The organism is Pseudomonas sp. JH-2 (assembly GCF_036231725.1).
In the GTDB taxonomy this organism is placed as follows: domain Bacteria; phylum Pseudomonadota; class Gammaproteobacteria; order Pseudomonadales; family Pseudomonadaceae; genus Pseudomonas; species Pseudomonas delhiensis.
Genome location: NZ_JAZAQP010000024.1, coordinates 11,439 through 23,940, shown reverse-complemented (window position 1 = coordinate 23,940; position 12,502 = coordinate 11,439). Strand labels below are relative to the sequence as shown.

At 65.1% G+C, this 12,502-nt stretch carries 11 protein-coding genes and 1 pseudogene; 10 read left to right on the top strand and 2 right to left on the bottom strand.

What is annotated here, in order from left to right:
• Window positions 1-352 precede the first annotated feature (352 nt).
• Both tnpB and VV867_RS17380 read left to right on the top strand, forming a co-directional pair.
• Window positions 353-559, top strand: a complete 207-nt coding sequence (gene tnpB / locus VV867_RS17385; protein WP_328567102.1) for an IS66 family insertion sequence element accessory protein TnpB — start codon at window positions 353-355, stop codon at window positions 557-559.
• Window positions 560-754: 195 nt separating this feature from the next.
• A pseudogene (locus VV867_RS17380) lies at window positions 755-1,315 on the top strand (transposase); the annotation flags it as partial.
• Between the two features lie 462 nt (window positions 1,316-1,777).
• Here the strand turns inward: VV867_RS17380 and VV867_RS17375 are convergent.
• A complete protein-coding gene (locus VV867_RS17375; protein WP_328567101.1) occupies window positions 1,778-3,142 on the bottom strand; it encodes an NAD(P)/FAD-dependent oxidoreductase in 1,365 nt (454 codons plus the stop codon).
• 206 nt (window positions 3,143-3,348) lie between these two features.
• Entirely contained in the window at window positions 3,349-4,323 is a 975-nt protein-coding gene (gene qhpR, locus VV867_RS17370; RefSeq protein WP_328567100.1) for an AraC-like transcriptional regulator QhpR, read from the bottom strand.
• A 523-nt stretch (window positions 4,324-4,846) separates the two neighbouring features.
• On the opposite strand from qhpR, the gene VV867_RS17365 reads away from it, so the two are divergent.
• The 8 genes from VV867_RS17365 (at window position 4,847) to VV867_RS17330 (ending at window position 12,457) form a co-directional block, all read left to right on the top strand.
• On the top strand, window positions 4,847-6,154 hold the full coding sequence (locus VV867_RS17365; RefSeq protein ID WP_328567099.1) for an amine dehydrogenase large subunit: 1,308 nt from the start codon (window positions 4,847-4,849) through the stop codon (window positions 6,152-6,154).
• Window positions 6,148-6,708, top strand: a complete 561-nt coding sequence (locus VV867_RS17360) for a MauE/DoxX family redox-associated membrane protein (RefSeq protein WP_109933373.1) — start codon at window positions 6,148-6,150, stop codon at window positions 6,706-6,708. Before VV867_RS17365 ends, VV867_RS17360 begins: the two co-directional genes overlap by 7 nt.
• A gap of 5 nt (window positions 6,709-6,713) precedes the next feature.
• A complete protein-coding gene (mauD, locus tag VV867_RS17355; protein ID WP_109933955.1) occupies window positions 6,714-7,337 on the top strand; it encodes a methylamine dehydrogenase accessory protein MauD in 624 nt (207 codons plus the stop codon).
• 8 nt (window positions 7,338-7,345) lie between these two features.
• The gene (locus tag VV867_RS17350; protein ID WP_371921126.1) at window positions 7,346-7,867 is read left to right on the top strand and encodes a methylamine dehydrogenase light chain; all 522 of its coding nucleotides are present in this window, start codon (window positions 7,346-7,348) and stop codon (window positions 7,865-7,867) included.
• Window positions 7,868-7,871: 4 nt separating this feature from the next.
• On the top strand, window positions 7,872-8,321 hold the full coding sequence (locus tag VV867_RS17345; RefSeq protein WP_109933375.1) for a c-type cytochrome: 450 nt from the start codon (window positions 7,872-7,874) through the stop codon (window positions 8,319-8,321).
• 4 nt (window positions 8,322-8,325) lie between these two features.
• Window positions 8,326-8,961 carry a c-type cytochrome gene (locus VV867_RS17340; RefSeq protein ID WP_328567098.1) on the top strand — a complete coding sequence of 212 codons (636 nt, stop codon included), beginning with the start codon at window positions 8,326-8,328 and terminating at the stop codon, window positions 8,959-8,961.
• A gap of 268 nt (window positions 8,962-9,229) precedes the next feature.
• On the top strand, window positions 9,230-10,591 hold the full coding sequence (locus tag VV867_RS17335; RefSeq protein WP_328567097.1) for a DUF1329 domain-containing protein: 1,362 nt from the start codon (window positions 9,230-9,232) through the stop codon (window positions 10,589-10,591).
• 18 nt (window positions 10,592-10,609) lie between these two features.
• Window positions 10,610-12,457, top strand: coding sequence for a DUF1302 domain-containing protein (locus VV867_RS17330; RefSeq protein ID WP_109933378.1), 1,848 nt, complete (start codon window positions 10,610-10,612; stop codon window positions 12,455-12,457).
• Window positions 12,458-12,502 lie beyond the last annotated feature (45 nt).

Genomic DNA, 12,502 nt, shown 5'->3' with positions numbered 1-12,502 from the left:
AGATTTTTTATTTATAATGAATGGAAGGAGTATTTCAGCAGAATTCTCTTGTAGGTTGTGTGTCTACACGGCAATCATACATTTATGAAGTAAGTCTCGTCAGCGAATTGAATTTTATTTCTTTTCCCTACTTCTCATTTCATTAATGGCTCTATTGCTTTTTCTGGAATTTCCCTTTCGTTTGATGAAAATTATTTGGGGGCGAAGTCGAAGGTCATTACATATCTATCATCTGCTCCTGTTCCTCATCCAGCGCTTGTTGTAAAGTAGCCGCTCCATAGACCGCACCTACCAATGATCCCAGGTGGGAGGGATGCTGTGCTCCTGTTTTCCGCTGGAACCCATCCCCATAATGCGTCCCGACGCCAAGGTACAGAAGGTCTACCTCTACCCCAAGCCCGTTGACTTCCGTAAATCCATCAATGGCCTGGCTGCCTTGGTTGAGTGGGATCAGGGTCGAGGTGTTCACCCGGTACTGTTTGTCTTCCTCAACCGGACGCGCAACCAAGTGATGGGGGCGCAATGGCTTTTGTCTGTGGCTCAAGCGTCTGTAGGCTGAGTGCTTCAAGACAAGGGCCGATGCCGGTAAGGAGACCATCGAACTGATGGTCGATGAACTGAACTGGTTGCTCGACGGCATCGACCTGTGGCGTAATCGGCCACAATCAGCTATTGGGGCCGCGCTACGCGGCCTGAGCCGGTATAATCCGGTGCCATGAAGTCTGGCGCTGATTCCCTTCCTGAGGACCCGTAGTTGCTCAAGCAGTTACTTGCGCAGGCGTTGTTGGCGCGAGTCGGATCAGCGCAAGATCGAACAGCGAGGCCGAAGAGCCCGGTAGCTCTCGACGAGAGCGAAGCTGAAGAAGTCGTTACCCCGTCAAGCGGCTTGGCAAGCGCAAGCTGTTGCCGGCCGACCTGCTGTGTGTGGAGGTCACCCATGAGTTGCCCGAGCATGAGTGCATCTGTGCTTGCGGCGCCTGTAAGCAGGAGATTGGCGAAGAGAGCAGCGAGCAGCTCGACATTATTCCGATGCAGGTGCGGGTGATCCGTCATATCCGCAAGGCCTACGCCTGTAAGGCCTGCGAAGCGGCTTCGATAACCGTCGACAAACCGGCCCAACTAATCGAGAAAAGCATGGCCAGCCCGAGCGTGCTGGCCATGCTGCTGATCACCAAGTACATCGATGGCATCCCGCTGTATCGTTTCAAGAAGATGCTCAGTCGCCACGACCTCGACATCTCCCGCCAGACCCCTGGCGCGCAGGGTGATCCAGTTCGGCGAGCAGTTGTAGCCCCCTCTCAACCTGATGCGCGACTAGATGCTGGGCTACCCGGTTCTGCCCTGCGACGAAACCCGCCTGCAGGTGCTGCACGAAGGAGGATCATCATGCTTTTGGGGCATGTGTGATGGAATTTCCGCTGGTTTGGGTGTGCAAAACCCATCTGGAGCCCGCATTCCTGAGTTGCCAAAGCCGTAGATTCTTGTCAATTTACGCCTATCAGTATTGATTTTAAAGTAAAAAATTAATTTAAAATCAATACATTAATGCCTTGGTGGTTTTCCTGGAAGCTTGCATGGGGTACAAGGGATCGAGTGTTCGAATCCCCCGCCATGCCGTGACATGAATTGCCGCAGGCCCGGAACTTACCCGGCAGGGGAAACGGGATCGCCCCTCCTTGCGACAGGATCACACCGCCGGGTTGCCTATAGCTCGTCGACATAACTTGCCATCGACGGCGAAGCATCGAGAAACCGCCCCCCCGGAACAGCCACCCGCTCACCTCTCCCTCAACCCCCGCTCCTCCCACCAATCCCACGCCTTGAGCGCCTGCCGAGCCACCCGGCCGCCCAGGAAGAAGAGCGTATCGCCGGCCATCGGGATGGATTTCCTGTTCACTATCCAGAAGTCCGTCAGTTCGGTCTTCTCGCCGTTGAGCAGGTCCGCGATGGTTCTGCCGTTGAGGTGGGTCAGTGCGACGCCGTGGCCGAAGCAGCCGCCCGAGTAGATGATGCGTTCGTCGCCGACGAAGCTGATTTCAGGGACCATGTCCACGTTCACCGAGACCGGGCCGCCCCAGCGGTAGGCGATGCGTACGTCCTTCAGTTGAGGGTAGATCCACTTCAGGTGGGCTTCGCAGTGCTGCCAGCTCATGGGAGAGGGGACCTCGTCCATCGGTGGCGTTCTGTAGACGATCGCGTCGCCGCCGCCCATGAGGATCCGGCCGTCCACGGTGGGGCGGAAGTAATGCAGCATCTGCCGGTTGTCGCCGAACGACTGCCGGTCCTTCCAGCCGATGCTTTGCCACTGCCGGTCGCTGAGTGGCTCGGTCACGATCTGGTAGGTCCAGAGCGGGAACTGCCGGGTCTTGAGCGCGCGGGTATCCGGCACCTGCCGTGAGTAGGCGTTGGTCGCCACCACTAGCTTGTCGGCTGTGACCTTGCCCTGTGGTGTTGTGAGGCCGATGGCGGAGGCCGTTCTTTCGATGTTCGTCACGGGCGTCGTTTCGTAGATCGTGACGCCCGCCGACTCGGCCAGCCCCTTGAGGGCGCGCACCTGTTTGCAGGGGTTGAGGTAGCCGGTGCTGGATTCATAGATGCCGCTGTTGAAGCGTTCGGAATGGAAGTCCTGATGAACCTGTGACTTCTCCCGCCAACGCATGTCGCCATCGAGGCCCAGTTCCTGGAACAGCTGATAACTCTTTTTCAGGCGATTGGCCTGCTGCTCCGAGTAGCTCATGCGAACCAGGCCGTTGTGGCGGTAGTCGCAATCGAGGCCGTTTTCCTCGATCAGGCTCCTGGTATGGGCCACCGCTTTCTCCAGGTACCGGTGCGCCTCGATCATCTTTTGTTTTCCCCAGCGCAACAGCACCATTTCGGGCTCCAGGCCGAACATCCTGGTGCTGAAGCCGGCGTTGCGGCCGCTGGCGCCGAAGCCGACGACGGCGGCTTCGAGCACCACCACTCGGGCGTTGGGGTTGTCCTGCTTGAACTGCCAGGCGGTATTCAGGCCGGTGTAGCCGGCGCCGATGATCGCCACGTCCACCTTGAGGTTTTCTTTCAGGGCAGGGTTGGGCGAGTAGTGCCCGTAGTCGTGTTGCCAAAAGGACTTGCTGCCCAGAAGCGGGTCGCTGTTGCCGGTCATGCTCTTTTCTCGTCTGCCGGGGATTGGGAACGCGACGTCGTTTGCAGGGCCTGGCCAGGAGGCCGCGCGGGGCCTTCTCCGGCGCAGTGCAGAGGCCGTCGGTTTCGAAAGGACGGCATCAGGGTAGTGGCGGGGCGAGTCGATGAATTGTCAGCCGGTGCCAGCCATTTGGGCCGCGCGCGCCAAAGTCGGGAAGGGGAGCGCGGTCAGGCGCGTGGCCGGCTGCTGGCGCGGTATTGCTGGGGCGAGCGGCCGGTCCAGCGTCGGAAGGCGCGGGTGAAGGAGCCGGATTCGGAATAGCCGACCAGCAGGGAGATTTCCGTCATGGAGTAGTCCGAGTCCGTGATGTACGCCAGGGCGAGTTCCCGGCGCACGTCTTCGACCAGCGACGAGTATTCGATGCCATGGTCCTTGAGGCGCCGCTGCAGGGTACGTCGGCTCAGGTTCAGCTGCTCGCAGATCTCGTCCAGCGAGGGGGCGCCGCTGCTCATTTCGGTCGCGATCATCCGGGTGACCTGGGCGAGTAGTTCATCGGACACGGCGCGCTGCTCGCGCTCTCGTTCGAGGTAGGGCTCGAGTGCCTTGTACAGCCGCTCGTTGCCACGCACCACCAGCATTTGCAGGGTCTGCAGGGGCAGGTGGATGCGGTTCGTGGGCTGGTTGAAGTAGAGCGGGCACTGGAAAATCCGCTTGTGCACCGAGGTGTCCGCGGGCCGGTCGTGTTCGAAGTCCATGCGCAGTGGCCTGATGGTGCTGCTGGTGATCAGGTTCAGCATGCGCAGGACGCAGGCGATCGCGAATTCCGCGTCCTGCCGCCGCTGGAGGACGGTCGGAGCGGTGACCTGATACTCCACGGTGACTTCGCGCGAGTCGCAGGCAAAGTCGAAGATCGACTCCTGGGCGAAGACGACGATGAACTGCTGCAGGGTCTTCAGGGCCTTTTCGACGCTGGGCGCGCAGTACAGGGCGTGGCCGAGGGCACCGAAATCGTCGGCTTCGGTCTGGAACCCGAGTTCGAGCCCGACGTTGGGGTTCGACTGCCCCGCCGCCTCCCAGAGGGCGACGTACTGTTCGCCGGGTATTTCTATGTCCCCGCGCTCCAGTACCCGGGCATCGATGCCAAGCGGGGCGAGGTGGGGTTCGAAGCAATCCCTGAAGCGACGGAAGAAGTTCTCGGACATCACCGTACGGGCGGATTTCATAGGTGCCACAGCCTTATCGTTCTTGTCGTTCGTCTGTCCGTTTCGAAGGTCCCGCCGCCGACCGCTTCGGTCGACCGGTCGGTGATTTCCCGCGCCTGGCGTTGCCGGGCCAGGTGGTTGGGGAATCATCCCACGTGCTGTTTACGATAATCGCTTCGGGCCATGCCTGGTAAGCCCGGCATCACCGGGCAAGGGCGCCTGTCGTCGCGCCCAGGGGCGGCTCCCCCCGATTGGCATCGGATGTCAACGACTCTGTCACCTGCTGGCAAGCCGCGGTGGCGCCGCTTTGAATAGTTTTTCCAGCCAGATACGCACAGAAACCAGCAGCGTATGGAACCGCGGCGCAGCGCATCGCCACCGATGCAGTCAACCGCGATTTTTCCGCTGCTGGCCAGATGACCGACGAAGCGACCGACCCGCTCTTGCCGACGTACAGGCGCAGGGCAGGGTGGCGCTCGCCCGTCGGATCGAGCGCTTCCGCAACCCAGGAGACTGACGCCAGATGCCAACCCGCCTGCCAGGGCGGGGCGAGCCCGACCGCCCCGCCGCCCATGAGCCATCGACGAGCCGGGGCAAGCGCCCGCCCGCCCTGTGGAAGCGCTCGCTGCGCGCCCTGTTGGGTGGCCTCTCGCTGGCTGCCCTGGCACTGCCGGCGCTGGCGCAGTTCGTCCCCGAGCAAGCCCACGTCGAAACCCTGGGCGCGCACCAGGGCCAGCACTGGTTCTGGATCTGGGGCAGCAACGCTCCCAACATGGTCGACGGCCGCGCCTTCCTGTTCGCCGACGACGGCCGCAACCTCGGCCAGGTGAGTACCGGCATATGGAGCAACGGCCTGGTGCTGTCGCACAAGCGCGACGAGTTCTACGCCAGCGAGATCTACTTCAGCCGCGGCGTGCGCGGCACCCGCACGGACGTGGTCACCGTCTACGACGCCCACACCCTCAGCCCCAAGCGCGAGATCGCCATCCCGCCCAAGCGCATGACCGCGCTCATCTCCACCGGGCTCAGCGTGCTATCGGACGACGAGCGCTTCCTGCTGGTGCTCAACTTCACCCCGGCGCAGTCCATCTCCGTCGTCGACCTGGAGCGCAACCGCTTCGTCGGCGAGGTCGCCACCCCCGGCTGCGCCTCCATCTACCCGGCCGGCCCGCGGGACTTCTATTCCATCTGCGGCAACGGCGGCTTCTTCCACCTGCGCCTCGACGACAATGGCCAGGCCGCCCTGCAGGAACGTACCGCGCCGGCCTTCGACCCGGTGAAGGACGCGCTGCTGACCACCGCTTCGCGCCTGGGTGATACCTGGTACTTCGTTTCCCAGAACAACGATGCCTATGGCATCCGCATGACCGCCCAGGGCGTCGAGGCGACCCGGCACTGGTCGCTGCTCAGCGATGCCGAGCGCGCCGACGGCTGGGGCGTGGCCGGCAACCACGGCGCCGCGCTGCACGAGCGCAGCGGCAGGCTGTTCGTGCTGATGCACAAGGACAAGCCGGAGAACTACCAGAAGCCCGGCACCGAGGTCTGGGTGTTCGACACCCGCACCCACGCGCGCCTCGCCCGCATCGAGCTGGAAGAGCAGAGCACCGCCATCGGCGTCAGCCAGGGCGAGCGGCCGCGCCTCTACAGCCTCGACTGGATGGTGCCCATGCCTGGACTGTTCACCGCCTGGGTCTACCTGACCGAAGGCGAAAAGGGCCTGATGCCGCTGCTGCGCCAGGGCATCAACCTCTACGACGCCGACAGCGGCAAGCACCTGCGCAGCATCGGCGACATTCCCCTGGGCTTCCTCAATGCGGTGGCGCCATGGTGATCGCGACCTGCCTGCACGACCCGCTGGTGCACCTGGGCAGTGCCTGCGCCCTGGCCTTGCTGCTGGGTAGCGCCGGCCTGCACAAGCTGCGCGATCCGCAGGGCTTCGCGCGCGTCCTCGATGATTACGCCGCGGCGTTCGCCGGCCTGCTGCCCACCAGGCTGCGCGCCGTTCTCGTCGGCCTGCTACCGGGCCTGGAACTGCTGGCCGCCGGCGGTGCGCTGGCCAGTCCCTGGCAGCCCTGGGCGGCGGCGCCTGCCGCGATTCTGCTGGCGCTCTATACCGCCGTGCTGGCCGGTGTCACCTGGCGCGGTGTAGCCATCGCCGATTGCGGCTGCCACTTCGGTGGCCGGCCGCAGCCGCCGGGGCGGGCGCTGGTGCTGCGCAACCTGCTGCTGCTCCTGCCGGCGCTGAACCTGCTGGCGCCCATGGGCGAACGCCCGCTGGTGTGGTTCGACGCCGTCACCCTCGGCTTCGCCCTGGCCAGCGGCGTGGCGCTCTACCTGCTGGCCAACCTGTTGATCTCCAACCGTGCATCCCTGGGGGAACCGTGATGGACATGACTTACGCATTGATCGTCTCCAGCGGCTTTTCCTGGCTGCTCAACCTGGCCCTGGTCCTCGCCGTCTGCGCCCTGGCGCGGCAGGTCGGCCTGCTGCACGAACGTATCCGCCCGGTGGGCGCGCTGTCCCTGGGCAAGGCCATCAAGGCCGGGGAGGCGGCGCCGATTTTCACCCTGCCGAGCCTCACCGGCGGCTCGGTGAGCCTCGGCGGCGCCAATGCCCAGGGGCAGTCGACCCTGCTGTTCTTCCTCTCCGAGACCTGCCCGGTGTGCAAGACCCTGCTGCCGGTGCTCAAGGCCATCCGCCAGCAGGAGCGCCTGCGGATAGTGCTGGCCAGCGACGGCGAGGTCGCCGCGCACCAGGCCTTCATCGAGGCGCAGCGCCTGCAGGCGTTCCCCTACCTGCTGTCGCGCGAGGTCGGTCTGGCCTACCAGATCAGCAAGCTGCCCTACGGCGTATTGATCGACACCAGCGGCACCGTGGTCACCCACGGCCTGATCAATACCCGCGAGCACCTGGAAAGCCTGTTCGAGGCCCAGGTGCTCGGCTTCGCCTCGATCCAGGCCTTCGAGGCCGCGCGCCACGCGGCTGGAACTCCCCTCTACAAGCAGGTGCACTGAGCATGGCGATCAAATGGTTCGACGAAGCCGCCGAGCTGCTGACCCGCAAGGTCGCGCGCGGCACCTCGCGGCGGGGCTTCCTCGGCGGCCTGGGCACGCTGCTGGCCGGTGCCGGCGCGACGACCCTGCTGCCGGTTTTCCGCAGCGGCGCCTTCGCCCAGCCGGGGGCTTCCAGCCTGGTGGAGAACGGCGACCCGAGCAGTTGCGACTACTGGCGTTACTGCGCCATCGACGGCTTCCTCTGCAGCTGCTGCGGCGGCACGGTGAACAGCTGCCCGCCGGGCACGGTGCGCTCCGACATCACCTGGATCGGCACCTGCCGCAACCCGGCGGACGGCAAGGACTACGTGATTTCCTACAACGACTGCTGCGGCAAGAGCAATTGCGGGCGCTGCGTGTGCCAGCGCGACGAGGGCGACCGCCCGCTGTACCGCCCGCAGAGCTCCAACGACCTCAACTGGTGTTCCGGCAGCCAGGCCGACATGCCGTACCACTGCTCGCTGTCGGTGGTGATCGGGGTGAAGGAATAAGCCCATGGCCGGCCGCTCCCCGATCCGCGCCGCTCTCGCCGCACTGCTGCTGGTGGGCCCGGCAAGCGCCTGGACCACCGAGCCGCGCCAGCTGGACTACATGCTCAACTGCCAGGGTTGCCACCTGCCCGACGGCAGCGGCAACCCGCAGCGCCAGGTGCCGGCGTTCCCCGGCCAACTGGGCAAGTTCCTCGGCGTGCCGGGCGGGCGGGAATACCTGGTGCAGGTGCCCGGCTCGGCGCTCTCGGGCCTTTCCGACGACGCCCTGGCCGGCGTCCTCAACTGGATGCTGGAGCGCTTCGACAGGGAGCAGCTGCCGGCCGATTTCCAACCCTACAGCGGGGCGGAGCTGCACGGCTGGCGGCAGCGCGTGCCGGCCGATGTCGGCCAGGTCCGCCGCGACCTGCTCGAACGCATCGCCCAGCAAGAAAAACAGAAGCGCGAAGGAACCTGAACCCATGAAGGCATGTACCCGTGTCGGCCTGCTTCTGCTCGCCGCAACGCTCCACATTCGCGCCGAAGCCGGTACCGGCGTCGAAACCTGCGCCGCCTGCCACGGCGACCAGGGCCAGGGCAACGCCGTGCTCGGCGCCCCGCGCCTGGCCGGCCAGCAGGTCGACTACCTGCTCCAGCAACTGCGCGCCTTCAAGGCCGGCCAGCGTGGCTACGACCCGCAAGACAGCCAGGGCGTGCAGATGCGCGCTGTGGTAGCCAGCCTGGACGAAGCCGACTTCAACCGCCTGGCCCATCACTACGCACAACAGCAGGCCGCCAAGGTCAGCGCGAGCAAAAGCGCGGGCACCGCCCATGGCGAGTCCCTCTACCAGGGCTCGTGCGCGGCCTGCCACGGCCTGCAAGCCGAAGGCTTCGCCCACCTGAAGACCCCCAGCCTGCGCATCCTCGATGCCAGCTACCTCGACCGCCAGCTCACTCACTACACGGACGGGACACGCGGCAGCGATGCCCATGCGGACCCACTGGGCATCTGGATGCGCGGCATCGCGTTGCAGATTCGCAGCGCGGAGGACCGGAGGGCGATCATCGATTACCTCGCCAGCCTGTCGCTGCCGGCGGCCGAACAGGCGAGGCGCTGAGGGATGCGCTGCGCCCGTGAGCCGGAAAGGCAAAGGCCTTTGGGGATTGGCGGGAGAGGAGGGCCGGTATCGGCGGCATCAGCCGCGCTTTCCACTGCCGGGCCCGCTCGCGATTGGCACCAGATGCCAATTTCCCTGGCCTCTACTGGCAAGTCGCTCCGCGCCGCTTTGGATAGCTTTGCACTCCAGGCGAGCCCGATGTCGAGCCCCTCTGGGGCACCTCGAACTGCTTCCCGATAAACACAAAAAGCTCCTCCAGGAGAAGTTCATGAGAAACCTCCCGCTTTCGCTGTTGGGCGGTGCGCTGTTGGCGCTCCTTGGTACTGTTCAGGCGCAGGGCGCCGCTGCGGCTGGCCCGGGCGAGCTTGGCAGCGCGCTCACCCCTGTCGGTGCCGAGAAGGCCGGCAACGCCGACGGCAGCATCCCGGCCTGGAACGGCGGGCTGACCCAGGCGCCGGCCGGCTGGAGCCCTGGCCATGGCGACCCTTATGCCGCCGACAAGCCGTTGTACCACGTGGATGCGAAGAACCTCGCGCAGTACCAGGCGCTGCTGCCCGAAGGGCAGGTGGCGCTGATCAAGGCTTACCCGGGCTATCGCCTGGACGTCTATCCCACCCATCGCAGCTGCGCCGTTCCCACCGAGGTGGCGCAGCGCACCAGGGAACTCGCCGGGCAGGCGCGCATCGGTAGCGACGGCTGGCGCCTGGAGCAGGCACCCGGCGCGGCGGTGCCGTTCCCGCTGCCGAAGAGCGGCATCGAGGTCATGTGGAACTACAAGCTGCGCTACATGGCCAAGGGGCGGCGGGCGCAGATCTCGTTCCTGATGCGCGAGAAGGGCGGCTCGCTCACCGAAGTCAAGCAGTGGGCCTATGAGTACTACCCGTGGAACGACCCCGCGGTGAAAAGCCCGGCCGACACCGGCGGCATCGAGGCCAAGTTGCTCTACGACGTGCTCTCGCCCTCGTCGCGCGCCGGCGAGATGTACCTGGTGCACGCCTACCTGGACAAGCCGCAGGACTCCTGGATCTACTTCCCCGGCCAGCGCCGCGTGCGCCTCGCGCCCTCGTTCGCCTACGACAACCCCATCGCCGGCTCCGACAGCCTGTACTTCGTCGACCAGATCAACATGTTCACCGGCGCCCTGGACCGCTATGACTTCAAGCTGGTCGGCAAGAAGGAAATGCTGGTGCCGTACAACTCCTACAAGCTGGTCGACAAGGCCAACAAGTACGAGCAGCTGATCGGCCAGGACTACCTGAACCGCGACGCGCAGCGCTACGAGAAGCACCGCGTGTGGGTGGTGGAAGCCACCGTGAAGGCCGACAAGCGCCACTCCTTCGCCAAGCGGGTCTTCTTCATCGACGAGGACAGCTGGAGCCTGCTGTACGTCGACATGTACGACGCCAAGGGCAACCTCTGGCGCTTCCAGGAAGGCAGCCTCTGGGCCGACCCGGAAATCCAGGCCTGCACCAACTTCGAATACGTCAGCTACGACCTGATCGCGCGCCGCTACATCGCCGACGGCTTCACCCAGGAAGGGGAGGCCCTCGACCTCCCCGCGGGCCTGCAGGGGCGGGTGAGCGACAAGATGTTCAGCGCCAACGAATTGCGTCGCCGCGGCGAACGCTGATCAGCCCGGAGAAACCTCATGAACAAGAACGACAAGTGCGGCGCGCAAGCGCCGCAGGGGATGCTGCGCGCCCGCAATACCTCGACCCTGGCCCTGCTGGCGGCTTCCGGCCTGCTGTGGGCGCAGCCGGGCCAGGCCTTCGTCTTCGGCTCCGAAGCGGGCGTTTCCGGCAGCTTCGACTCAACGCTTTCCTATGGCTTCGCCACCCGCCTGCAGTCGCCGGACTGCAATCTCGTCGGCAGCGACAGCGGCGGCTGCAACAACGGCGCCAACACCGAACTTGGGCGCTACTACAACCTGTCCAGGGGCAACGGCTACGCCAATGCCGACATCAACTACAGCAACGCCGACGACGGTGACCTGAACTACCACAAGCACGACGTCTATTCCCAGGTAATCAAGGGCACCCACGAGCTGAGCCTGAAGTTCGGCGACGGCTGGAGCGCCCTCGGCCGGGTCGCCTGGGCCAGGGACTTCAAGATGGACGACACCCGTCGCACCGACCTCGAAGACACCGCCAGGCGCGATGCCACCGAGCGCTTCGACCTGCTCGACCTGTGGCTGGCCAGGAGCTTCGACCTCGGCCAGATGCCGGCCAAGGTCAAGGTGGGCAACCAGGTGATCAGCTGGGGCGAGGAAATCTTCGTCACCGGCGGCATCAACCAGATCAACGCCCTCAGCCTGCCCAAGTACCACACCCCGGGTACCCAGTTGAAGGAAGTGTTCATCCCGGCGCCCATGGCCTCGTTCAACCTGGGCCTGAGCGACACCCTGAACCTGGAGGGTTACTACCAGTTCAAGTGGAACGCCTACGCGCTCGACCCGGTGGGCACCTACTTCTCCGCGGCGGACGTAGCCGGGGAAGGGCGCCGCGCCATCTACTATCCGACCAACTATGTCGAGGGCATCCTGCCCGGCACCTGCGCCGCCACCCCCAGCGGGCGTTGCGGCGACCCGCTGAGCAGCGGCCTGAGCACGGCCGACCTGGTAGCCGCGGGCCTGGCGGTGCCCTACGCGGGTGAGCGCGAGGCGAAGAACGGCGGCCAGTACGGCCTGGCCCTGCGCTGGCGGGCGGAGGGCATCGACACCGAGTTCGGCCTGTTCTACGAGCGCTACCACGACAAGCTGCCCTTCATCGGCTACACCGCGCGCAAGGACCCGGACAACCTGGTGGTGGACGACTACTTCATCAACTACGGCGAGGACAAGGACCTCTTCGGCCTGTCGATGAACACCATGCTCGGCCCGGTGGCCGTGGCCGGCGAGCTGTCGTACCGCCCGCACGACAGCGTCGCCATCGACCCCACCGTGCCCTTCGGCAGCGCCTTCACCGGCAGCTACAACAAGTACAGCGTGTTCGACACCGGGGTGAACAAGGGCTTCGTCGAAGAGCGGAAGTGGCAGGCCGACCTCAACGCCATCTACACCTTCTCCGCCAACGACGTGCTGGGCTTCATCCCCACCAGCCTCGGCGCTTCCGACGGCTTCATGATGGCCGAGGCGGTCGTCACCTACTACCCGGGCCTGGATACCTCCGGCAAGGTGCCCTACGCGCTGCCGGACTACGCGCTGCCGGACAAGGCCTCCTGGGGCTACGTCACCGAGTTCGGGATCAACTACCCGGACCTGTTCGGCAGCGGCGTCACCGTCACCCCGCAGCTGGACTTCAGCCAGGACGTGAACGGTACCTCGCCCAACGCCTCGCCCTTCGTCGAGGGCCGCAAGTCGCTGACCACCTCGCTGCTGTTCAACTACCGCGACCGCTGGAAGGGCGGCCTGCAGTGGGTGCAGTTCTGGGGCGGCGGCGCCAACAACCTGATGGCTGACCGCGACTTCCTCGGCGGCAGCGTTTCCTACTCGTTCTGATCCCTGGCAGTAGACCGCCGGCGACGGCCCCTGGCCGGCGCCCGC